This window comes from Lactococcus lactis (assembly GCF_029023865.1).
In the GTDB taxonomy this organism is placed as follows: domain Bacteria; phylum Bacillota; class Bacilli; order Lactobacillales; family Streptococcaceae; genus Lactococcus; species Lactococcus lactis.
Genome location: NZ_CP118969.1, coordinates 362,042 through 384,692, shown reverse-complemented (window position 1 = coordinate 384,692; position 22,651 = coordinate 362,042). Strand labels below are relative to the sequence as shown.

The window sequence follows — 22,651 nt, the reverse complement described above, 5'->3', positions numbered from 1 at the left end:
TTTCGCCACTTTCAGAATTTTTTTTATTAATTTGTTATAATGTAAAACAGTGCTGTTAATTTTTTTACTTTTTATCCAAAGTGGACAGCTCAATCATTATAGAAAGGATTTTTTTATGAACATTTTTGACGAACTTAAAGCACGTGGTTTGGTTTTCCAAACAACGGACGAAGCTGCGCTTTCTAAAGCGCTGACGGAGGACATGGTTTCCTATTATGTAGGATATGACCCTACCGCTGATTCCCTTCATTTAGGTAATCTTGTACTAATTTTGACAATGAAACGTCTACAAATGGCTGGACATAAACCTTATGCGCTTGTTGGTGGTGCAACTGGTTTGATTGGTGATCCTTCTTTCAAAGATTCAGAACGTTCACTTCAAACAAAAGACACTGTAACAAAATGGTCTGGAAAAATCCGTAGTCAGCTTGAGCGTTTCCTGGATTTTGAAAATGGTGAAAATAAGGCAGAAATGACCAATAACTACAACTGGTTTGAAAATCTGACTTTTATTGATTTCCTCAGAGATGTGGGTAAACATTTCACCGTTAACTACATGATTTCTAAAGACTCTGTAAAATCACGGATGGAAAGTGGAATTTCTTATACAGAATTTGCTTACCAAATTATGCAAGGTTATGATTTCTACGAATTGAACCAATTGCACAATGTTACTTTACAACTTGGTGGTTCTGATCAATGGGGAAATATGACTGCTGGAACAGAGCTTTTACGTCGTAAAGCGAACAAGCAAGGTCATGTTATTACTATTCCATTAATTACAGATTCAACTGGTAAAAAATTCGGTAAATCAGAAGGAAATGCAATTTGGCTTGATGCTGATAAAACATCTCCTTATGAAATGTACCAATTTTGGCTTAATGTTGATGATGCAGATGCTGTAAAAATGTTGAAAATTTTCACCTTCCTTTCATTAGAAGAGATTGCTGAAATTGAAGAACAATTTGAAGCAGCTCGTCATGAGCGTTTGGCCCAAAAAGTTTTGGCTCGTGAAGTTGTCAGCTTAGTTCACGGAAAAGCAGCTTATGAACAAGCAGTTAAAACATCAGAAATCTTATTTGGCGGCGGAGATTTGCGTCAATTAGATGCTAAATCAATCTTAACTGGTCTTAAAGCAGCTCCACAACATCAAGTTACTGATGATGAAGATTTAACTTTAGTTGAACTTTTAATCTCTGCTGGAATAGCTCCTTCAAAAAGACAAGCTCGTGAAGATATTACAAATGGTGCGATTTATATCAATGGTGAACGTGTTCAAGCACTTGATTATGTTATTACAGATTCAGATAAAATTGAAAATCGTTTAACTGTCATTCGTCGTGGGAAAAAGAAAAACTTCGTTTTGACTTATTAATAAAACAAAAATTCTGTTCTAAATGGGACAGATTTTTTTATTAAAAAATTTGAGCATTGCTCTTTCTTTTAGGCCATAATATGTTATAATAACTGTACTGAATATGTTTTTAGGTGATCAAAATGATAGATAAAAAATTTGAAGATAAGTTAAATAAATTGCGTGAGATGTACATCAATAAACGTCCTGAAGAATCTGAAAAACTTGATGATAGTAAGAAATTTGAAGCTTTCATGGCCCTTTCGGATGAAGAAAAAGAAGAAAAGCTCAACGCTAAACTTGAACTACTTACTGATAAGCTCGTTACCCTTGATGAAAAATTAGGGGATTTGTTGGCTAAAAATGCAAGTGCCGATGATATTTCTGAGCTTAAATATTATATTGATGCAGTTAAAAATAAAAAATTAATTCTTGAACAAAAACTTGAATTAATTAAAAATGGTGAGTTTGATGCTGCTCGTAAAGAACGTGTAAAACGTCAACTCACTGATTTGGAACTCAAACGTTGTAAAGCGCTTTTAGGTAAAAAAGACTGCTCAAAAATCAATGAAAAAATTGCTTTGAAGAAAAAAGCAATTAATCGTTTGAAATAAATTATGTAGATTAGGTACGGTAGAGCTAGCTTTGATAGCTCTACTTTGTACTTTTTAGCGCTCATTAGTCAATTACACAGAAAGGACTCTATGCTCCATATTATTTTTTATGTCATTGTTTTCCTTTTGGTATTAGTTTTTTCAAATGTCCTTAACAAAGTTTTCCCAAAACTTGCCCTCCCTCTTATTCAAGTGGTTTTAGGACTTATTTTGGGCTTTTTTGGTGCTGACGAGGTTTTACATGTCGCACCTGAATTTTTCTTAGGATTTATTATTGCTCCTCTTCTTTTTAGAGAAAGCGAAGAAGCTGATGTCAAACACATTTTAAAACATAGTAAAATTATTTTAGTTTTAATTTTCCCTCTTGTCTTCATTACAACCCTTGGATTGGGTTTGATTTCTAATTGGATTTACATGGGATTACCTTTAGCTGCTTGCTTTGCCTTAGGAGCAAGTCTCGCTCCTACTGATGCTGTAGCTGTTGGAGCTTTATCAAAGAATTTCTCTTTCCCTCGTCGGGTTATGAGTGTTTTGCAAGGTGAAGGTTTGCTCAATGATGCTTCCGGAATTATTTCTTTTCAGATTGCTTTAGTTGCTTTAGTTACTGGTTATTTCTCTTTCCCAGATGCAACAATGAAATTAGTTATTTCAGCACTTGGTGGAGCTGCTATTGGTTTTACTTTAATTTACATCAAAGGACTTGTCTTAAGACTTCTGGAAGATGTTGACGCACGGGATGTTTCTGGTTATCTTCTTTTAGAGCTGGTTGTTCCTCTTGCTGCCTTTCTCATTTCCGAAGAATTACATGTTTCTGGAATCATTGCTGCAGTTGTTGCTGGAGTCATGTCAGCAAACGGTCTTAAGAGAACTACTTTATTTGATGCTCAAGTTGAAAAACTCAAGAGTACAATTTGGGATACTTTAACATTTATTTTAAATTCCTTTGTCTTTCTTTTCTTAGGAATTGAACTTTATCAACTTGTAGTTCCACTTTTAGTTGATCCTGTTTATTCATCAGCACTTTTAATTGTTCTTGCTCTTGCCTTGACTGCTGGATTATTTGCACTCAGATTTATTGTCATTGCTTTTTATTATTGGCTTCGCTCCCTTAAACAAAAACAACCGTTTTCTGCTTATTGGAATGATGTATTTCTCCTCACTTTTGCTGGTTCTAAAGGAACAGTAAGTATCGCAACGATTCTTTTGGTTCCACGAACTGTAGATGTTCAACCCGTTCTCGTCTTTCTAGCCGCTGCGGTAACTGGCTTAAGTTTCTTAGTTGGAATGTTCATTCTTCCTTTCTTTGCGGTTAAAAAAGTTTCTAAAGTTAATAATATCTCTAAAATTGCGATTTTATCTGAGGTAGTTGATGAATTACATCACGATATGAAATCGGCTAAAAACCCTCAGGGTTATGATATCGCTATTGATGCTTATCAGGAACGAATTCAACAATTAATTATTGAACAAGAGTCAACAGATATGGCGATTGATTACAATGATTTGCAACTTTTGATTATCCGAATTGAATCTGAAGGGCTTGAAGTTGCCTTGCGTGAAAATAAAATTTCAATGTATACTTACCGAACTTATCAACGATATATTCGCTCATTAGAAACAAGTATTGTCCATTCACTGGTTTCCAGTATCCAATTTGTTTATGTTATTGCCTTGCGTGCTTTTCATTTACTTACCTCTCGTGTCTTACATGTTGACTTTTATTTCAAGAAAACAAAGGCGGCAATGGAAACAACACGAGATGAAATTACTGAACTTTATTTCAATAATACCGAACTTATCTTGCAAGCTCTTGATAATTTAAATGGTGTCTTTGATGAGCAACTATTGAATTTCTTGCAATCAGAACGCTTAAGAACATCTGAAATCGTTGCAACTGGTGGTCATATTTCACGGATGATGAATAAGGCTCAACCTAACAACATTACCGAAATGATGCGGGCCTATTATTTGGAACGTAAAGTCATTTTTGAACATGAACTCTCTGGAGCAATTACTGCTCGAGAAGCTAAAGATATGCGTCTTAATGTTAATATTCTTGAAGATTATTCACTTGCAAGTAATCATCATACATTACTTTTTGACTTCTTAGAACGTCGGAAAAATAAAAATTAAAATAAAAAGTTACTGACAGACCTGTCAGTAACTTTTTATTTTTCAATTCTAATAATCGTTTCTAACTCAATGTTTCCTTGAATCGCTCTTGAAATCATGCAAGAACTTTCTGCCCGTTTGGCAAGTTTAATTGCTTTAACTTCATCTGATTCTTTTGTCAATTTCATAGCGACATGATAAGTTATTTTTTCATAAGTAAAGGTTCCTTTTGTCACATCAACTACTCCTTTAGCATCTACTTTCAGATGTTCCAGGAGAATATCATTTCGCTCAAGCATGGCAGCTAATGTAATCGAATAACAAGTACTGGCTGCTCCGAGTAGCATTTCATCAGGATTTGTTCCGACTCCTGGACCATCCATAGTTTTAGGAATTGAAATTTTTTCATTCAGTGCCCCAGCCTGTAAGTCACCGATGGAATTTCTCCCCCCCAACCAATCAATATGTGAATTAAAAAGATGTTTTACCATTTTTTATCCTTTCAATTTACTGACAGAAAAATATGACTCTCCTATTTTCTGTCAGTAAATTCAATAAAAAGTCTGTTCAATGACAGACTTTTCTTTAGAATGTTTGAGCTTCTAACTCTACTTTATTAATGAATTCAGCAAGAAGTTCTTCTGTTTTTTCTGGATCATAAGCATGTCCTTCAACGGCAATTTGTCTAAAATCGCTACCGATAAAATTGAAGATTGCTGACATGTAAATTGTTGCTGGATCTTGTGCTCCATAAACTCCACCATTAGCTTGTAAGTGCAAGACTTTTTTGCCATTTGCTAAACCAACAGGACCTTCGGCTGTATATTTGAATGTTTTACCGGCAACATTGACTGTATCAACCCAAGATTTAAGTTCAGCAGGAATCATCAAGTTATACATTGGATTAGCAATGACTACTTTATCAGCTGACAAAAATTGTTCTGTAAAACCAGCAAAACGAGCCAATTTATCTTTTTGTGAAGCTGTAAGTTCAGCATTCTCACCTGCGAACATTGTACTGACCAATTCAGTATTCAAAGTTGGAATATCAGCACTGAAAACATCTAGTTCTTCAATTTCATCTTCTGGATGAGCAGCTTTATAGGCTTTGACGAAAGCATCAAGACCTTTGAGTGAAAGTGAATAATCAGCAGTAAGTGGGTGACCTTTTACAACAAGAAGTTTAGACATATTTTGTTCCTTTATAGAAATTATTTTTGTGTTATAAAAATTATTATAGCAAACTTTACTAAATTATCAATATATTTAGTACGTGAAAATTTACACATGTAAACATTTTACTGACAGAAATTCTGTCAGTAAAAAAACAATCATTTAGATTGTTTTTATTTTACTTTTTACGTCCCAACAAGCGGAATAAGCCAAGAACCCAAGTTACTAAAACAAGAAATGTTGAAAAATAGAAGGCCACGTGGAAACCGTGTAAAAAGACATCTGGTTGATTGTGCAAATAAGTTGTTACCTTATACCCCAACTGATTAGACATCGCTGTGAATAAAATCAATGTTGCTAAAGACGTCCCTAAAACAAAGGCCATATTACGGGCAAGAGAATTAACTGACCCAGCAATTCCTAAATACTTACGGTCAACAGTTTCCATAATCAAAGCATTGTTCGGACTTTGGAAAATCCCCATAGACATTCCTTGAATCAAAAGAATAACAACAACTAGCCATGGAGCAGAATGCGGATTTATCAGTAAATAGCCGAGCTGTGACAAAACAATCCCTGAAATTCCTACAAAAGTAACAATTTCTTTATCCATTTTATCTGCTGCCGAACCTGCTAAAGGGCTAGCAATCAGCATAGCAACAGGATAAGCCATCATAATCATCCCTGCCAAGCCTGGCCCATAATTTCTAAAATCTTGTAAGTAGAATGGTAACAAAATACTTGAGAACATCGATACTGTAAAATTAAAGAGAGCCATAATAATACTCATTGAAAATAATTTTGATTTAAAAATTCCTAAATCAAGCAAAGGCTGAGCGACCTTTTTCTCTGTTAAAATAAATATTCCAAAGAGAATAAAGCCAAGCAATGCACCAATAATAATTAATGGATTGGTCCAACCCAAAGCTTGCCCAAAATTAAGAGCTAAGAAAAGTAAAACAATAACAGAAGTCATTAATGTTCCACCTTTAAAATCAATATCCGACCATTTTCCACTGGTTTTTTCTTTTGGCAAAGCATGATTTCCAAAAATCCATGCTAAAATTCCGATAGGGACATTTATCCAAAAGATATAATTCCATGAAGCGACCTGTAAAATCAGTCCTCCAAGGGCAGGTCCAGCGATTGAGCCAACCGATACAAACATCGCTGAAATGGAAAGTGCTCTTGCTCGACTTTCAGGTGGGAAAATTTCTGAAATAATTCCAAAACCGGTTGCCATAAACATTGACGCCCCAATAGCCTGAATCACCCGTGCAAAAAGAAGAAAACCTAAGCCCCAACCAAAATTTAACCCAGCAAGTGCAGAGCCTAAAATAAAAATTCCCCAACCAATGCGGGCAATTCGTGATTTACCTATTAAATCGCCTAAACGGCCAAAAATCAGTACAATCGCTGAAATTACAATTAAATAGATTGTCACCACCCAAGTGATTTGAGAAGTAGAGACATGAAGCTCCTTTGACATTGTTGGTAGAGCAATATTAACAATTGAACCATCCAATTTTGACATAAATGTAAATATCCCTAAGGCAATTAAAGCCTTTATTCTGTCTGACATAAAATCCTTTCCTATAAATTGAGTATCATCTTCTTTAAATAAAATTCCTAATAAGTCTTGCTATACTGATGAACTCAATTAATTTTTTCTAAGTTTATAAATAACGTTGGTAATTATATCCTTGTTTCCAATCTTTGTCAAGTTTAGACTATCAATCGTAGTTTCCTAATCAAATGAAAATGCTACTCATAATATTATAAGTAGCATTTTTTATTATAAGAAATCAGCAAACTCTTCTTCTTTAGTTTGGTCCCAGTTTTCACCAGTAATTGTTGTGAGCATAATTCCTTTGACCGCACGGTCAACCATCCCCTCAACATCCATTCTCTTTTCATATTGAATACAATTTTCAAGTTTTGGATTTGTTTTTGGAGAAGGTGGTGCAAAGACAGTACAACAATCTTCAAATGGTAGAATTGATAAATTAAAAGTATCGATTTTTTCAGCTATTTCAATAATTTCATTTTTATCCATTGTTACTACTGGTCGAATAACTGGAGTATTAGTTACTTCATTAATGGCAGACATTGAGCCAAGCGTTTGGCTAGCAACTTGTCCCAAAGATTCTCCATTAATAATCACTTTTCCACCACGTTCTTCACGAACCCGATCAACCACGCGCATCATAAAACGGCGTGTAATTGTCATCAAATATGCTTGTGGAGCCTTGGCTTTTATTTCTTCTTGAATCTCGGTAAATGGTACTTCAATAAAGGTAATTGAACCTCCAAAAACGGTTAATTTAGCTGCTAAGTCTTTGGCTTTCTTCAAAGCTCCTGGTGAAGTGTAAGGAGGGCTAGCAAAGTGAACAGCCTCAATCTCAACTCCGCGTTTCAACGCTAAATAACCTGCAACTGGTGAATCAATTCCACCTGAGAGCATTAGATGTCCACGTCCTGCTGTTCCGACTGGCATTCCTCCAGCACCTTTTATATCTTCAAAACTAAGATAAGTCGCATCTTGTCTGATTTCAACGCGCAATGTGATATCAGGCTTTTTCATTTGTACTTTTGCGTAAGAGAAATTATCAAAAACAACATCTCCTAAAGCAATATTTAATTCTGTTGAATCTAATTCAAAGTTATGGTCAGCTCGTCTGGTAGCAATTTTAAAAGTCTGCCCTTCGCTATAAATCTCCTTAAAAAGTGCCACAACTTCTTCTTTGATAATGGGCATTGATTTTTCGACTTTGATTGAAGGTGAAAAATTTTGGATTCCAAAAACTTTTGTTAAACGATTTGAAACTTCAGCATAATCTGCTCCATTAAGTTCAATGTGTGCTCTATCTCTTACTGCTGTAATTTTTAATTCAGGCATATCTGCAAGGACTTCGCGGATATTTTTTGCCAAACGATTGATAAAGTAACCACGATTTTTTCCTTTGGTTGAAAGTTCACCATAACGAACCATGATTTCATCATATAATACAGTCATTTTTATTCTCCTATATTCTTTTGCATACTTTTAATCATTAAATACTTCAAAAAAATGAATGATTTAAGTTAAAAAACCAGTCAAATCTTCTTTATTTAAAGAAAAAAAGCACGCAGCGTTCTAATTATAACACAATGTGTCCCTTTTTTTATAGGCATTTTTAAAATTATTGTCTCATTTATAAAGGATTTCTTAAGGCTCTATTGAGCTTGATATACTCTATTTTTAAAGCAAAATAAAAAGCCACTAGATTATTGACCTAGTGGTAATTTTTATCAATGATTTATTTTTATATACTTTCAGGAGAATATTTTTCAGACATAATCTGAATTAATTTTGATCCTAAAAAAATACAGTATCTGATGAGCACATAAGTAACGATTGCAATTGCTATAGGGATTTCCATATTCGCTAATAATTCTAAATTCAGGAACTGAAAAACGCTGAGTTTACTTGTTAAATTTACCGCAGTTGCAGAAATAACGAGAGGAAATGTAAAGGCAGCATAACTAGGATAAAAGGCATTTCTCAAAAGTTTTGTCAGCAAGCCTAAAGTTATAAAATAGATAGCTTGCGATAAAATAAATAAAAAGATAACGAATATTTTAGATTTTGCTTCTACAACAGTGAGGTATCCTACTAAACCAAGTGAACCTGGTGCCGTGATAATTGTAATCAAAGGAAGTAAAGATTTGTGCATTTTTCGTAAAATGAAAACTCTATGCATAACAATAGGAAGAAGAATAAAGTAAAAGAGTAATGTTATCCAAACCACAACTTTACCCACTTCAAGACCGAAATCTGGTGATGTTGCCGATATTACCCCAATGCCTACAAAAGTAATAAACCAGCTTGGATAAACATCATGTATTTTTAATTCTTTTGGTAGCACATGAAGATAAATAAAATACATCATTAAGATAAGATGCAAGATTAAAGCAGTCCACCAAGTAACATTCGCAAGAAGACTAAAGCCGGACAAACGTTTTAAAAATACGCTTAGTACCATTAAAGACATCGTAAAAGTTGGTGAAACAGAGGCTACAATTGGGTCATTCAAAGTCGAAATTGTATGTTTCATTGCCAGTACTATCTTGAGCAAAATTAAAAACATCAGGAATAAACCTAACATATCGTAAGAATTTCCTAAAATAGGGTAACCTTTACTGTAAAGGAGATTCCCTAAGGATATTAAACCCAAAATTAAGCCACATATCGGAAGGGGAATTTGTTTTAAAAATGATATGAATTTTGAATACATCATAGACTTCTCTTTCTATATTTTTTATTAATTCGTCTTAAATAATTGATTCTATTAATAATATATAATAGTTGATTTAATTTGTAAAATAAATTATTATAATCATATAAATTAAAAAAAATAATTTGCTATTTTTGTATTTTAGGGAGAAAATCACATGTTTTCATTATTTGAGACCTTTATCGTCGTTTATGAAACTAAAAGTTTTACCTTAGCTGGAAAATATTTATTTATTTCCCAACCCACTGTAACCGTGAGAATTAAGAAACTCGAAGAAGAATTAAAATCAACATTATTTTTAAGAGGAAAACACCAAGAAATCATTCCGACTGAAGCCGCCATATTATTCTATCCCAAAGCTATTGCCTATCTAAAAAAATGGGAGGAAGACCAAGCTGAAGTTCAAAAAAAATCTCTTGCAAAACATCCTTTCAAAATTGGGGTTTCACACAGTGCTGCTCTAAGTATTATGCCAAGAATCTTTAAAGTATTTGAAGACGAGTTGGAACATTTAGATGTAGAAATTAATATGTATGACTCAGAAAAAGTATTTGAATTAGTTGCAAATCATGATTTACATTTTGGAATCATTGAGCGATTACTCATTAGCGATCAAACCGAAACATTTACTTTATTTTTAGATGAATTAGTACTTGCCGGAAATACGGATTCAGAAACATTCTTTACCAGAGAATCTGGTTCAGGAATTGGATATTATATCAAAAGATATCTCAAATCCGCTCCTTCTGCTCAAAGAAACATTGTTCGTATGAATAGCAATGAGATGATTATTTCCCATATCAAAGCAGGCTTAGGTTCTTCTTTAATTTCTAAATCATTTTTAACTGATGATATCCCTTATCAAGAACTTGGGAGTAATTATCATAGAGAGTTTCTAGGAGTTTCTTTTGATGAAGAAAAAGACCCTATGATTCAAAAATTAATTAGTAAAATAAAAAAAGAAACCGAAATTCATTAGAATTAATAAAAATAGAAAAACATGCGCAAACTGCTTTTGTTTTTTTATTATTTTTATTAATAATAATGATAAAATAAATTCATTTTACACATTATAAAAATAGAGATAAAATAATTATAGATTTTATAAAAGACATCAGAAAAAGGGGTTGAAGGAGGAGATAGAATTGGCTTTTATCATCATTAGTTTTGTAATTTCTATCATTTTAATTTTATGTACTATGATTAGTTATCTTTGGCTTTTTAACAGATAGGCTTTATAAAAAAAATATACATAAATTGAAAAGGAGCTAAAAATGAAAATTACAAGCAGAAAAGTAGTTGTTATAGGAACAGGTTTTGTTGGAACAAGTATTGCTTATTCAATGATTAATCAAGGACTTGTTAATGAGTTGCTTTTGATAGATGTTAATCAGGATAAAGCTGAGGGTGAAGCCTTAGATTTATTAGATGGCGTTTCTTGGGGGCAAGAAAATGTTATTGTGAGAGCTGGAGATTACAAGGATTGTAAAAATGCTGATATTGTGGTCGTTACGGCTGGTGTGAATCAAAAACCAGGTCAATCACGTTTAGATTTGGTTAATACAAATGCTAAAATTATGCGCTCAATCGTGACTCAGGTTATGGACTCAGGTTTTGATGGTATTTTTGTAATTGCTTCAAATCCTGTGGATATTCTTACCTATGTCGCTTGGGAAACTTCTGGTCTTGATCAATCTCGAATTGTCGGAACTGGTACAACTTTGGATACTACTCGTTTTAGAAAAGAGTTGGCCACAAAGCTAGAAATTGATCCACGGAGCGTTCATGGATATATTATTGGCGAACATGGCGATTCTGAAGTTGCAGTTTGGTCACACACGACGGTAGGTGGAAAACCTATTCTTGAATTTATTGTTAAAAATAAAAAAATAGGGGTTGAAGATTTGTCTAATTTGTCAAATAAGGTAAAAAATGCTGCCTATGAGATTATTGATAAAAAACAGGCTACTTATTACGGCATTGGAATGAGTACAGCTAGAATTGTCAAAGCCATCTTAAATAATGAACAAGCAATTCTACCAGTTTCTGCCTATTTACGTGGTGAATATGGTCAAGAAGGTGTCTTTACCGGTGTTCCATCTATTGTAAATCAAAATGGTGTTAGAGAAATCATTGAACTAAATATTGATGCTTATGAAAAGAAACAATTTGAAAAATCTGTCAGTCAACTTAAAGAGGTAATAGAATCTATTAAGTAATCTATCCAAACCTTACAAATATAAAGGAAAATAAAATGCTTGCTCTACTCTTTTTAGTCATTGCTTCACTTTGGGGATTAATCTGGTTTAACATTAATGAGTCCGATTGATTAATAATTTTTTACTAGGTTCAAAAATTTAACTGATAATAATTAGCACAAAAAAGTCACTAAATATCTGGTTTAATGACTTTATTATTGTTTTAATTCTAATTATTTGATTAAAAGGCTTATTAAAATAAGTGCAAGAACTACTTGAAAGACTAAAGTAGATAAACCATAAATCAGTAATTTTTTTCCTGCTTTTATAAATTTAACCAAATTTAGTCGTAAACCAATAGCAGCTAAGGCAATGGTTTCACACCAACCGGATAGAAATTTTGCGGTAGCTGAAACTTCCGGCACAAAATGAATCAATGTATCTAAAGTACAAAGCACTAAGAAACCAAGAACATACCATGGTAAAAAAGAATTTCTTTTAATTTTTATTTGAGTAGGTCCTTGTTCATTTATTTTTTGTTTTTTACTTCTGAAACCAAAATATAAAACAACAAAAACGAGCATGATAATTCGCATAATTTTAAATAGAGTGGCTAAGGTTGTTGTGTTTGGATTTACCATTGTTGCTGAAGCAACGACTTGACCAACAGATTGTTCTGTTCCACCAATCAGTGCCCCCCTTAATAAATCATTATTACCGAATATCCAAGTTCCTAAAAATGGAAGACTTAGCATTAAAATAGTTCCCATAAGATTGACCATCGCAATCGATGTTCTTTTCTCACTGGTTTCAGCTCCAATAACTGGTTCAACTGCGGCAATTGCTGATGAACCACAAACTGCATTCCCAGAAGCCATTAGGGCAGAAACATTAGCAGAAAATCCTAGTTTTTTACCCATAAACAAAACAAAAATAATTGTTGAAATCATTTGTATTAGTATAAATCCTACTCCGGAGAATCCTAACTTACCAATGGTTTGGAAAGTGACTGTGGCCCCTAAAAACATCACTGAAAATTCCAGAAGTTTTTTTTCTGACCAAGCTGTTCCTGCAAACAAAGTGACTTGTTTGAAGTACAAATTACCTAAAATAATTCCTAATAATATTGCAATGGTTGCTGAACCTAAACTATGGAAGATGAAACGATTGAGTAAATAACTTACTATAGCAATGGCAAAGGAGAGCAGAAAGCCTGGCAAAATACTCATTATGGCCTGTCTATCATTTTTAATATAATTTTTTAATTTTAACATTTTTCTACTTTTTCCTTTTTTAATTGTCTAGCATCAATTAGTTTACACAATCTCCTTTATTTTGTAAAATAAATTATTATCATTTTTAAAATTACTTTTATTAATTAAAGGAAGATTTATGTTCGCTTTACTCGAAACTTTTATTGCTGTGTTTGAAACCAAAAGCTTTACCAGAGCTGCTAATCAATGTTTTATTTCACAGCCAACCGCAACTGTTAGAATTAAAAAATTGGAGGAAGAACTAAAAGTTCACCTTTTTTCAAGAGGGCAACACCAAGAAGTAATTCCCACAGAAAGTGCCCACCTTCTTTATCCTAAGGCTTTAAAAACGCTCAATGATTGGAATGAATTACAATTTTCCCTAAAAAATCAGACACCTAGTCGTAAACCTTTTAAAATTGCTGCTTCCCATAGTTCAGCAACTACTGTTTTACCTTTGATTTTTAAAAATTTAATTCCTGAACTTGAACAACTTAACATTGAATTAATGATGCTTGATTCTCAAGAGGTTTTTGATTTAATTCGTAATCATGAAATTCATTTTGGAATTATTGAAAAACCGATGATGGATGAAACCATCGAAACTTTCCCACTTTTTAAAGATGAACTCGTTCTTGCTGGCAATCCAGAAAGTGACATCTTTTTTATTCGCGAAGCAGGGTCTGGTGTGGCTCATTATACACATAATTATCTTAAAGAAAATAATCTTAATCCAAAGAATTTGGTCAGCGTCAATAACAATGATATGATTGTCAGTCAACTTAAGGCTGGCATTGGCCTGTCATTGATTTCAAAACGATTTATTAATGAAAATATTGCTTTTCAAGGTCTTGGCGAACGTTATCAACGCATTTTTTATGGTCTTTCTTTTTTGTCTGAACAAGACAAATTGCTCAAAACTGTGATTAAAAAAATCAAAAATTTAAGTGAGTTTTAAAAAATTTACTGACAGAAATTCTTTAAGGTCATTCATCATTTTCTAAATTTCTGTCAGTCATTTTATCAGCATTTTTTACTGACAGTAAAAAAATCTTCTCAAGCCTATGCTTAAAGCGTTTACTGACAAAAAAATTTCTGTTAATTTTTTGAAAATATGTTAAAATAGAGAGAATAAAAAATTACAAGGAGTACTATTTTGGCTGAAATCGAAGAACTTAATGACCAAATGAAAGTCCGCCGTGAAAAAATGGAAAACCTGCGCGAAGCGGGAATTGACCCATTTGGACATAAATTTACACGTACGCACAACTCACAAGAACTACACGAAGCTTATGACGAAAAGACGAAAGAAGAATTGCATGAACTTGCACTTTCAGGAATTGTCGCTGGTCGTTTGATGACTAAACGTGGTAAAGGTAAAGTCGGTTTCGCCCATCTTCAAGACCGCGAAGGCCAAATTCAACTTTATGTTCGTAAAGATGAAGTCGGCGAAGAAAATTATGAAATTTTCAAAAAAGCTGACCTCGGAGATTTCCTTGGTGTTGAAGGCGAAATCATGAAAACTGACATGGGTGAATTGTCAATTAAAGCAAAAAAATTGACTTTCCTCTCAAAAGCGCTTCGTCCTTTGCCTGAAAAATTCCATGGTTTGACTGACACTGAAACACGTTATCGTAAACGTTATTTGGATTTGATTTCAAATAAAGAAAGCTTCAATCGTTTTGTCACTCGTTCTAAAATTATCAGTGAAATCCGTCGTTATATGGATGGTCGTGGATATCTTGAAGTTGAAACTCCAGTACTTAACAATGAAGCCGGTGGTGCTGCTGCTCGTCCATTCTACACACATCATAACAGTCTTGATATTGATATGGCGCTTCGTATTGCAACTGAATTACACTTGAAACGTTTGATTGTTGGTGGAATGGAAAAAGTTTATGAACTTGGCCGTGTCTTCCGTAACGAAGGAATGGATATGACTCATAATCCAGAATTCACAACAATGGAATCTTATGAAGCTTATGCTGATTTTGAAGATATCATGGATTTGACAGAAGGAATCTTCCAACATGTTGCTAAAACAGTGGTTGGTCAAGATGTTCTTGAATACGATGGTAAAGAAATTAATGTTGGCGGAAAATTCAAACGTGTTCACATGGTTGATGCCATCAAGGAAGTTGCTGGAGTTGATTTCTGGCCTGAGATGACTTTTGAAGAAGCAACAGCTCTTGCAAAAGAACATGATATTCATGTTGAAAAACATTTCACTTCTGTTGGTCATATTATTAACGAATTCTTTGAAAAATATGTTGAAGAAACTTTGATTCAACCTACTTTCGTTTTTGGTCACCCAAAAGAAATTTCACCACTTGCTAAAATGAATGAAAAAGACCCACGTTTTACTGACCGTTTTGAACTTTTCATCAACGGTAAAGAATACGCCAATGCTTTCAGCGAATTGAATGACCCAATTGACCAATTGGAACGTTTTGAAGCTCAAGCTAAAGCTAAAGAACTTGGGGATGATGAAGCAACTGGTGTCGATTACGATTATGTTGAAGCACTCGAACACGGTATGCCACCAACAGGTGGACTCGGTATCGGGATTGACCGCTTAGTGATGCTCTTTACTGGCACAACTTCAATCCGTGACGTTTTGCTTTTCCCAACTATGAAATAAAAAATAAAAACCGCTTTTGGCGGTTTTTTTTATTTCTGTCAGTAAATTTTTATTGGCAAAAGTACTGACAGAAATTATCTACACTTAAATTTTAACTTATTCAAATTCAAAACTTTGATCAGCAACATAAATCTGACTTTGGGGAATTCCAACGGCTTTTATTTTCTTATCTTTACTAATAAAAATAGCGCCATAAACTTCCGGATTTTCTGTCAGCCAATTTTCAATTGGACCGTCAGCAAAAAATAATCGGGTCGTTTCAATTTCACCATCAATTGATTTTTGGGATAAAACAGTAACACTGGCCAGCTGATTAAGGTGTGGATAACCTGTTTTGGAGTCAATAATATGATGGTAAATCTTATCATTCACTTTCAAGTAACGCTCAGAAATTCCCGAAGTCACAACAGAACCTTCACCAGACAAAAGCTGTAGCACAGGTTTTTTATCATTAGTTAAAGGATTTCTAATGCCTATGCGCCATTTTTTATCTGTCTGATGCGGAGCTTCTCCCACCAATAGAAGATTTCCTCCTAGATTAATGATGCCGGAGGAGATACCGTAAGCATCCCAAAAATCTTTAATCCGGTCGGCAATATAACCTTTTGCTATCGCTCCTAAGTCAATTTCCATCCCTTTTTCTGGCAAAAATATTGAAAATTCATCATCCCTTAGAATAATCCTATCTGGATTAATTATTTTTAACTTTTCATCTATTTCTGCTTGAGTTGGCAATTTAGCATCTGAAAAGCCAATATGCCAAAGTTTAACGAGAGGACCAATTGCTGCATTAAAACCAAATGCTTCCTTGCTTTTTTCAAGCGCTATTTTTGTTAAGCCATAAACTACTCCTGATACTTGAACAGGCTCTATTCCTGCTTTATGATTGACAGCCATCAATTCTGATTGGTCACGATTTACCGTAAAAAGCTGCTCATAATACTTGATTAATTGATAAGTTTTATCTAATAGCTCCTCGTCTTGATGACCATAAATTGTTAAGCTAATGACTGTCCCTAAAGCTCGATAAGTTTTGGAAATTTTCAAGGTTGACTTTTTTTCTAAAATTTTCATCAGTCTTCTTCTTCCGATTTTCCTCTTAATTCTCCAATATCATCAAACTCCCAAGTTTCTCCCTCTTCCAAAAATTGTAGATAGGCCGAATTTTCAGGTTCAATCACTTCTTCATACTCAGAAGCTCCTGTATCTGCATCGGAAAGAACTGGCAATCCTTGATTCGTTTCTTTAGTCCACCAAACTTCATCGGTTTCTGTAGAGTTTTTACTTTCCTCACTCTCAATTATTTCTTTATTATTCTCTTTTTTTGGCGAAGGAAATCTCATCGGTTTTAATGTTTTACTGTAAATCATAAAATTATTAAAACAATGCTCCAACCAGCTAATTGTCCGTTCATCGATCAATTCATCTTGTTGATTAAATGCTTCAGCTGCTCGTCCTAAAAGAAATTGATTGGAAGGTAAAACAAAAGCATCCAGACCCGGTGAACTCAAAATTTGTCGAAGGTTTTCTTGGGCAAAAACAGTTCCCATATTTCCAAGAGAAACCCCAACAATCATAACCGGTAGACTGTTCAATGGCTGAGGTTTTATCCATGACAGCCATTCTATCAATGATTTCAAAGCAGCAGTAATCGCATGATCATATTCAGGCGTTGAAAAAATCAAACCATCCGCTTCTCTTATTGCCTCTGCAATTTTCTGAACCCCTTCAGGAATTTCTCTGATATCCTCAGAAAATAGTGGCAGGTCTGTAATTTCTACTATTTCAATTTGTGCTTCTTTTGTAAAATGTTTTTTCATGTACCAAAGGAGTTTTCGATTATAAGAAAAACTAGCATTGGTCCCAACAATGGCGATAAACTTCATCCCATTTCCTCTTTCACTTGGTAATTTTGGGTAAGTAACTCTTAAAAAATGTCCTTACTTCTCTTTATATTATAAATAAAAAACCACAACTCTATACGAATTGTGATTCAGATATTATTTTTCCCGACTCAAATCTACTTCTTCAAGTGGAATAATTTTTGTATTATACTTCCATTTATAACCAAAATAAAGAATAATGAAAATAGGAATTGCAGCGTATAAAGCTAAGCCTTCACCCCAGTGCTCACTAAAGAGCATGGCTGGGTCAAGATTAATGGCAATTGCCGCAGTCATCAAGAGCGCAACAATTGGACCAAATGGGAACCATTTAGCTTTGTAAGGAAGATCTTCCAATTTTTTCCCTTGAGCAATATAGGCTCTTCTAAAACGGATATGACTGATAGAAATTCCAAGCCAAGCAAGAAATCCTGTTAGTGATGATAAATCAACCAAGAAAAGATAAATTTGCGTTCCAAATATTCCAGTTAAGAAAGCAATAAAACAAATAATTGTTGTGGCTAATAGGGCATAAAAAGGAATTCCATTTTTTGCTGTTCGTCCAAAGAATTTTGGTGCCCCTTTTTCTTGTCCCAATGAATAAAGAATACGTGTTGAAGCATACATTACTGAATTTGCTGATGAAATTACCGAAGTAAGAATGACCGCATTCATAACTGAAGCTGCAACTGCAAAGCCAATATTTTTAAAGACAATAGTAAATGGACTCATGACAGCTGTCGAATTTGGATTTAACAAGCGAGGGTCTTTAAAATTGATAATTGCAGCAATCACAATGATTGAAAAGATGTAAAAAAGTAAGATACGCCAGAAAATAGAGTTCATTGCTTTAGGAATTGACTTACCTGGGTCTTCAGATTCACCTGCGGTAATCCCTAAAAGCTCAGTTCCTTGAAAAGAGAATCCGGCAATAAGTAAAACTCCAACAAATCCTGAAATTCCACCAACAAAGCCATGATTGCCAGCACTTAAATTGGCAACGACATCAACATTTCCTTGTCCCAAAACTCCAAAAATGGTAAGTAAACCAATAGCTAAAAAGAGGACAATCGTAATCACTTTAATCGTTGATAACCAATATTCTGTTTCCCCGAATGCTCCAACCGCCATAACATTAATAATAAAAATTAAGACTGTCGCAATTCCTGAAAATATCCAAGACGGAAGGTGCGGGAACCAAAACTGCGTAATCAATCCTGCTGTCGTTAAATCCACGGCAATGGTAATCGCTCCATTGAGCCAATAGTTCCACCCTAATGCAAAGCCAAAAGCAGGATCAACATAACGACCGCCATAATCGGAGAATGAACCTGAGGTAGGCAAATATGTCGCCATCTCACCTAAGGAAGTCATTACGAAGTAAACCATAATACCAATAAAACAATAAGCAAGAACTGCGCCCCAGGGACCTGCTTGACTAATTGTTGCTCCTGAGGTTAAAAATAAACCTGTTCCAATTGTACCACCCAATGCAATCATGGTGATGTGGCGCTGTTTAAGGTTGCGCTTGACCTGATTTTGATTTTCCATAATCTTTGCTTTCTAATCTCTTGTTTTTTTCTACAAACCAGAGCACGAACAAATAAAAAGACCAGTTGTCTTTACAACCGGTCTCTTGAGAATCACCGGCATAGATACTTGAGCGTACTCTAAAGCTGTATCTATACCTACTGTATGACACAACTCTTATCTATGCAAATGATGATGGCGTAATGAGAAGTTATTCATTTCGTGATTCTCCTTTCGTGATTTTTCTATATTCTATACCTTTTTTTTGGAAATTGCAAGAATTAATTTGATAAAAATTTATAATTACTCATTTTTATGTTAAAATATTCCTATGAATACGAATAAAAAAAATAATACAATTCTTTTTACAATCTTTGGGATTGTCTTAGTTATTGTCGTTGGACTCCTTGTTTTCTTTGCAAATCGTCCAAAAACAACTGATAATACAGCAAGTAGTACAAGCACTTCTTCAAGCCAAAAAGTTGATTATCCAACAAATTATAAATTACATGATGCAGTAAAAAATTCTACAACTGCCCTTAATGATTTGACTTTGCCACAACTTTCTACAACTGTTGCTGAGGATGAAGCTGAGGTCGAAATTAAAACGACTGCTGGAAATATCAATATTAAACTTTTCCCTAAATTGGCCCCTAATGCGGTTCAAAATTTCCTTGTTCTTGCCAAAAATGGTTACTACAAAAACAATGAATTCTTCCGTGTCATCAAAGATTTCATGATTCAATCTGGTGACCCTTCTAATCAAGGAACTGGTACTGCTTCAATTTTTGGTGGGAAAACATTTGATACTGAAATTTCTAATCAACTGTACAATATCCGCGGCGCACTTGCTTTAGCAAATACCGGCCAAGCAAGCTCTAGCAGTTCACAATTTTTCATTGTGCAAAATTCCCAAGATATGACCAGTCAAATTCAAGACAAGACTAAATATCCTCAAAAAATAATTGATGCTTATAAAAAAGGGGGATACCCTAGTTTAGACGGAAGTTACACTGTCTTTGGTCAAGTTATCTCAGGAATGGATGTCGTTGATAAAATCGCTAAAGCCGAGGTTACATCAAGTGGTTCTGGCGAAGCTTCATCTCCTGTTGACCCTGTAAAAATTAAATCTGTTAAAATTCTTAAAAACTGGAAATTTTAATAAATAAAAAGTTACTGACAGAAAATCTGTCAGTAACTTTTTTATTTCAATAAGTTTTTCATATCTTCTGGCATGTCTAATTCAACATGAACCATTTCGTCAGTAAAAGGATTTAAGAACTGTAAATGATGACAGTGAAGGGCTTGACGTGAAATCAAATCATGATTTCCACCGTATAAATCATCACCAATTAAAGGATAACCCAAATGAGAAAAATGAACACGAATTTGGTGAGTTCTGCCTGTATGCAAAATAATATCAAGAAGGGCTAAATCATTTTTTCGCTCAGCAACAACGTAAGAAGTCAGGGCATCTTTTGCTTTTTCATCAAAGCGAACTTGCCTTTGAATAATCGAATCATCACGACGTCCAATTGGTAAATCAATTCGACCAGAATCTGGCAAATCTTGGCCATTTACAATAGCAAAATAGCGTTTTTCCATCGTGTCGCGAAATTTATGTTGATTCATTAAAGCATGTGCATAACGATGTTTAGCTAAAAACATGATTCCACTGGTATCACGGTCTAGTCTAGTGATAATATGCACCGTTTGATTAGCATAATTTTTTTGACTAATATATCCTTTGACAGCATTTGACATGGCACCAGTCGGATGCAAGGACCCTGTAATTGATGGCTTGCCTGCTGGCTTTTCAACCACTAAATAGTGGTCATCTTCAAATAGGACATTGAGTGGAAAATCATCAGGAATTAACTTTTCATTATCTGGCTCATCTGGGACTGTGACCGTCACCAAATCATCCTTTTCCAGACGATAAATGGCATTTTTTTCCTGACCATTAACTGTTATTTTTCCACCATCAAATTTTACTTTTGTCAGCAATCTCCTAGAAATACCGTGACGGCTTAGCATTGATTTAACCATGCTTCCTTCAATCTCGTTTCTAAAAGCAAACTGCATTACTCAACCTCCCCAATAAAGGACTTACTGACCCGTTCCCAAAATGGTGTGTGAGCACAATTTGCAAAAGAAATCGTTGTTCCATCCAAAGAAAACTCAATTGATTTGATATTTTTGTATTCAAAAGTCAACTGATCAAAAGTCAAACTATAATCATCCTCTGACGCAGGACAAACGGTAATTGTATCTTTCTCAGCTACAATCATTGGTGAACCTAATGTTCGATAAACGACATTGTTCAAACTTGCAATTTCAGCAACTTGCATTGCTTTTACCCGCGGATGAACAACGGCTCCTCCAATTGATTTATTATAAGCCGTTGAACCTGTTGGAGTTGAAATTGACAAGCCGTCCCCACGAAAACGTTCAAAAAGATAATCAGAAATTCTAACATCCCCAACCATCGTTTTACTTGCACGTCGAATCGTTGCTTCATTGAGAACATGTCGTACAATTTGATATCCGTCAGTAAAACTAACTTGAACACGAATGAGTGGATAGTGAATCGCTTGAGCTGGATTTTCATCATAAAGAGCCTCTACGACTTCAAACAAATCTTCGTCAGTAAAATCAGTATAAAAGCCCAAATGCCCCGTATGAACACCCAAAAATCGCACACGATCTAGCTGATATTCGTACATGTGCATTGCTCTTAGAAGCGTCCCATCTCCTCCAACTGAAATCACAATTTCAGGATTAATATCATCAAAAACGAAATGTTCAGCTTTCAAAATCTTGCTCAATTTATTGAGCGTTTTTTTGGATTTTTCACTCGAATTTCCAATAAGCCAGACTTTTTTACCAAAGTTCATTTTCTTCACCATTTTCTTTTTTAAAGTCTTGTTTTTGCTGAGGACTATCAAAAAGTAACTGTGCTTCTTGAATATCCTCACGGATTTCACCCATTTCCAAATCAAGTTGAGCAGCTTCACGCGCTGCATTAGTCAATCTTGCCTTGACATCCTCAGGAATCAAGCCCCCGTACTTGTAATTAAGGGAGTGTTCAATCGTTGCCCAAAAATTCATGGCTAAAGTTCTAATTTGAATTTCAGCATTGACAATTTGGAAACCATCAATTGTATCAATTGGATATTCAACAATTACATGATAAGAACGGTAACCAGAAGCTTTTTGGTTATTAATATAATCACGTTCTTCAATAATTTTAAAATCTTTGCGTTTACGTAAAAGCTCCAATACATCCCAAACATCATCAACAAACTGGACCATCACTCGAACACCAGCAATATCTTCCATTTCAGCTAAGTTTTCTCGTGTGTAACCACGAAGTTTGGCCTTATTTCTGATTGATTCTCGACGTTTCACGCGCCCCGTAACAAATTCAATCGGAGAATAAAGTCCTTTCTTCAAATATTGCTTACGAACGCCCCGAAATTTTATTTTTAACTCACCAACTGTTTGGATATAAGGGTCCAAGAATTCTTCCCAATTAAACATTTTTTCACTTTGCAAAAGCAATTGCTCTCACATACTCCTTTTTTGAGTATTTAAATCTTAAACGATTTCTGAC

General features: G+C 34.4%; 20 protein-coding genes. 8 read left to right on the top strand and 12 right to left on the bottom strand.

Annotated features, from left to right (window positions below; all coding sequences use genetic code 11):
* Positions 1-115: 115 nt before the first annotated feature.
* The 3 genes from tyrS to PYW37_RS02005 all read left to right on the top strand — a co-directional run bounded on the left by tyrS (position 116) and on the right by PYW37_RS02005 (position 4,101).
* Positions 116-1,375, top strand: coding sequence for a tyrosine--tRNA ligase (tyrS, locus tag PYW37_RS02015; RefSeq protein ID WP_003131599.1), 1,260 nt, complete (start codon positions 116-118; stop codon positions 1,373-1,375).
* A gap of 122 nt (positions 1,376-1,497) precedes the next feature.
* The gene (locus PYW37_RS02010; protein ID WP_010905310.1) at positions 1,498-1,968 is read left to right on the top strand and encodes a hypothetical protein; all 471 of its coding nucleotides are present in this window, start codon (positions 1,498-1,500) and stop codon (positions 1,966-1,968) included.
* Between the two features lie 90 nt (positions 1,969-2,058).
* A complete protein-coding gene (locus tag PYW37_RS02005) occupies positions 2,059-4,101 on the top strand; it encodes a cation:proton antiporter (protein WP_021721997.1) in 2,043 nt (680 codons plus the stop codon).
* Between the two features lie 35 nt (positions 4,102-4,136).
* Here PYW37_RS02005 and PYW37_RS02000 read toward each other — a convergent pair whose 3' ends face one another.
* The 5 genes from PYW37_RS02000 to PYW37_RS01980 form a co-directional block, all read right to left on the bottom strand.
* On the bottom strand, positions 4,137-4,571 hold the full coding sequence (locus PYW37_RS02000) for an OsmC family protein (RefSeq protein ID WP_021721998.1): 435 nt from the start codon (positions 4,569-4,571) through the stop codon (positions 4,137-4,139).
* Positions 4,572-4,665: 94 nt separating this feature from the next.
* Positions 4,666-5,271, bottom strand: coding sequence for an FMN-dependent NADH-azoreductase (locus tag PYW37_RS01995; protein WP_025016552.1), 606 nt, complete (start codon positions 5,269-5,271; stop codon positions 4,666-4,668).
* A 160-nt stretch (positions 5,272-5,431) separates the two neighbouring features.
* A complete protein-coding gene (locus tag PYW37_RS01990) occupies positions 5,432-6,835 on the bottom strand; it encodes an MFS transporter (protein WP_044009724.1) in 1,404 nt (467 codons plus the stop codon).
* A gap of 213 nt (positions 6,836-7,048) precedes the next feature.
* The gene (gene thiI, locus PYW37_RS01985; protein WP_023189001.1) at positions 7,049-8,269 is read right to left on the bottom strand and encodes a tRNA uracil 4-sulfurtransferase ThiI; all 1,221 of its coding nucleotides are present in this window, start codon (positions 8,267-8,269) and stop codon (positions 7,049-7,051) included.
* 289 nt (positions 8,270-8,558) lie between these two features.
* Positions 8,559-9,533 carry a TDT family transporter gene (locus tag PYW37_RS01980; RefSeq protein WP_032943208.1) on the bottom strand — a complete coding sequence of 325 codons (975 nt, stop codon included), beginning with the start codon at positions 9,531-9,533 and terminating at the stop codon, positions 8,559-8,561.
* A 154-nt stretch (positions 9,534-9,687) separates the two neighbouring features.
* Between PYW37_RS01980 and PYW37_RS01975 the strand changes: the two genes are divergently transcribed.
* Positions 9,688-10,509 carry a LysR family transcriptional regulator gene (locus PYW37_RS01975; RefSeq protein ID WP_023189003.1) on the top strand — a complete coding sequence of 274 codons (822 nt, stop codon included), beginning with the start codon at positions 9,688-9,690 and terminating at the stop codon, positions 10,507-10,509.
* 295 nt (positions 10,510-10,804) lie between these two features.
* On the top strand, positions 10,805-11,749 hold the full coding sequence (locus tag PYW37_RS01970; RefSeq protein ID WP_025016555.1) for an L-lactate dehydrogenase: 945 nt from the start codon (positions 10,805-10,807) through the stop codon (positions 11,747-11,749).
* 212 nt (positions 11,750-11,961) lie between these two features.
* On the opposite strand, the gene PYW37_RS01965 is transcribed toward PYW37_RS01970, so the two are convergent.
* Complete coding sequence (locus tag PYW37_RS01965; protein WP_074453820.1) at positions 11,962-12,957, bottom strand: YeiH family protein; 996 nt, start codon at positions 12,955-12,957, stop codon at positions 11,962-11,964.
* A 163-nt stretch (positions 12,958-13,120) separates the two neighbouring features.
* Here PYW37_RS01965 and PYW37_RS01960 point away from each other — a divergent pair, with 163 nt between their 5' ends.
* Together PYW37_RS01960 and lysS are read left to right on the top strand one after the other, a co-directional pair.
* Positions 13,121-13,939 carry a LysR family transcriptional regulator gene (locus PYW37_RS01960; protein ID WP_021722006.1) on the top strand — a complete coding sequence of 273 codons (819 nt, stop codon included), beginning with the start codon at positions 13,121-13,123 and terminating at the stop codon, positions 13,937-13,939.
* A 198-nt stretch (positions 13,940-14,137) separates the two neighbouring features.
* Positions 14,138-15,622 (top strand): lysine--tRNA ligase, encoded by a 1,485-nt coding sequence (lysS, locus tag PYW37_RS01955; RefSeq protein WP_010905307.1) that lies wholly within the window; start codon positions 14,138-14,140, stop codon positions 15,620-15,622.
* A 96-nt stretch (positions 15,623-15,718) separates the two neighbouring features.
* Here the strand turns inward: lysS and PYW37_RS01950 are convergent, their stop codons facing one another.
* The 3 genes from PYW37_RS01950 to PYW37_RS01940 form a co-directional block, all read right to left on the bottom strand.
* Positions 15,719-16,696: an FAD:protein FMN transferase gene (locus tag PYW37_RS01950; protein ID WP_023189927.1), complete on the bottom strand. Its 978-nt coding sequence runs from the start codon at positions 16,694-16,696 to the stop codon at positions 15,719-15,721.
* Complete coding sequence (locus PYW37_RS01945; protein ID WP_021723379.1) at positions 16,696-17,508, bottom strand: NADPH-dependent FMN reductase; 813 nt, start codon at positions 17,506-17,508, stop codon at positions 16,696-16,698. Before PYW37_RS01945 ends, PYW37_RS01950 begins: the two co-directional genes overlap by 1 nt.
* 114 nt (positions 17,509-17,622) lie before the next feature.
* Positions 17,623-19,056 carry an amino acid permease gene (locus tag PYW37_RS01940; RefSeq protein WP_010905304.1) on the bottom strand — a complete coding sequence of 478 codons (1,434 nt, stop codon included), beginning with the start codon at positions 19,054-19,056 and terminating at the stop codon, positions 17,623-17,625.
* Between the two features lie 310 nt (positions 19,057-19,366).
* Here PYW37_RS01940 and PYW37_RS01935 point away from each other — a divergent pair, with 310 nt between their 5' ends.
* Positions 19,367-20,197 (top strand): peptidylprolyl isomerase, encoded by an 831-nt coding sequence (locus PYW37_RS01935; RefSeq protein ID WP_003131617.1) that lies wholly within the window; start codon positions 19,367-19,369, stop codon positions 20,195-20,197.
* 41 nt (positions 20,198-20,238) lie between these two features.
* On the opposite strand, the gene PYW37_RS01930 is transcribed toward PYW37_RS01935, so the two are convergent.
* From PYW37_RS01930 to PYW37_RS01920, 3 genes are read right to left on the bottom strand one after another with little or no spacing between them, the layout of a single operon-like run.
* Positions 20,239-21,120 (bottom strand): RluA family pseudouridine synthase, encoded by an 882-nt coding sequence (locus tag PYW37_RS01930; protein WP_017864117.1) that lies wholly within the window; start codon positions 21,118-21,120, stop codon positions 20,239-20,241.
* A complete protein-coding gene (locus PYW37_RS01925; RefSeq protein ID WP_023189928.1) occupies positions 21,120-21,932 on the bottom strand; it encodes an NAD kinase in 813 nt (270 codons plus the stop codon). Before PYW37_RS01925 ends, PYW37_RS01930 begins: the two co-directional genes overlap by 1 nt.
* Positions 21,919-22,578, bottom strand: coding sequence for a GTP pyrophosphokinase (locus tag PYW37_RS01920; RefSeq protein WP_025016557.1), 660 nt, complete (start codon positions 22,576-22,578; stop codon positions 21,919-21,921). The genes PYW37_RS01925 and PYW37_RS01920 overlap by 14 nt, the downstream gene beginning before the upstream one ends.
* Positions 22,579-22,651 lie beyond the last annotated feature (73 nt).

Coding starts and splice junctions, on each gene's coding strand:
- tyrS (WP_003131599.1), top strand. CDS start 116: ATGAACATTTTTGACGAACTTAAAGCACGTGGTTTGGTTTTCCAAACA.
- PYW37_RS01925 (WP_023189928.1), bottom strand. CDS start 21,932: ATGAACTTTGGTAAAAAAGTCTGGCTTATTGGAAATTCGAGTGAAAAA.
- PYW37_RS01945 (WP_021723379.1), bottom strand. CDS start 17,508: ATGAAGTTTATCGCCATTGTTGGGACCAATGCTAGTTTTTCTTATAAT.
- PYW37_RS01935 (WP_003131617.1), top strand. CDS start 19,367: ATGAATACGAATAAAAAAAATAATACAATTCTTTTTACAATCTTTGGG.
- PYW37_RS01920 (WP_025016557.1), bottom strand. CDS start 22,578: ATGTTTAATTGGGAAGAATTCTTGGACCCTTATATCCAAACAGTTGGT.
- PYW37_RS01960 (WP_021722006.1), top strand. CDS start 13,121: ATGTTCGCTTTACTCGAAACTTTTATTGCTGTGTTTGAAACCAAAAGC.
- PYW37_RS01930 (WP_017864117.1), bottom strand. CDS start 21,120: ATGCAGTTTGCTTTTAGAAACGAGATTGAAGGAAGCATGGTTAAATCA.
- thiI (WP_023189001.1), bottom strand. CDS start 8,269: ATGACTGTATTATATGATGAAATCATGGTTCGTTATGGTGAACTTTCA.
- PYW37_RS01990 (WP_044009724.1), bottom strand. CDS start 6,835: ATGTCAGACAGAATAAAGGCTTTAATTGCCTTAGGGATATTTACATTT.
- PYW37_RS01995 (WP_025016552.1), bottom strand. CDS start 5,271: ATGTCTAAACTTCTTGTTGTAAAAGGTCACCCACTTACTGCTGATTAT.
- PYW37_RS01975 (WP_023189003.1), top strand. CDS start 9,688: ATGTTTTCATTATTTGAGACCTTTATCGTCGTTTATGAAACTAAAAGT.
- PYW37_RS02000 (WP_021721998.1), bottom strand. CDS start 4,571: ATGGTAAAACATCTTTTTAATTCACATATTGATTGGTTGGGGGGGAGA.
- PYW37_RS02005 (WP_021721997.1), top strand. CDS start 2,059: ATGCTCCATATTATTTTTTATGTCATTGTTTTCCTTTTGGTATTAGTT.
- PYW37_RS01970 (WP_025016555.1), top strand. CDS start 10,805: ATGAAAATTACAAGCAGAAAAGTAGTTGTTATAGGAACAGGTTTTGTT.
- PYW37_RS01965 (WP_074453820.1), bottom strand. CDS start 12,957: ATGAGTATTTTGCCAGGCTTTCTGCTCTCCTTTGCCATTGCTATAGTA.
- PYW37_RS01940 (WP_010905304.1), bottom strand. CDS start 19,056: ATGGAAAATCAAAATCAGGTCAAGCGCAACCTTAAACAGCGCCACATC.
- PYW37_RS01980 (WP_032943208.1), bottom strand. CDS start 9,533: ATGATGTATTCAAAATTCATATCATTTTTAAAACAAATTCCCCTTCCG.
- PYW37_RS01950 (WP_023189927.1), bottom strand. CDS start 16,696: ATGAAAATTTTAGAAAAAAAGTCAACCTTGAAAATTTCCAAAACTTAT.
- PYW37_RS02010 (WP_010905310.1), top strand. CDS start 1,498: ATGATAGATAAAAAATTTGAAGATAAGTTAAATAAATTGCGTGAGATG.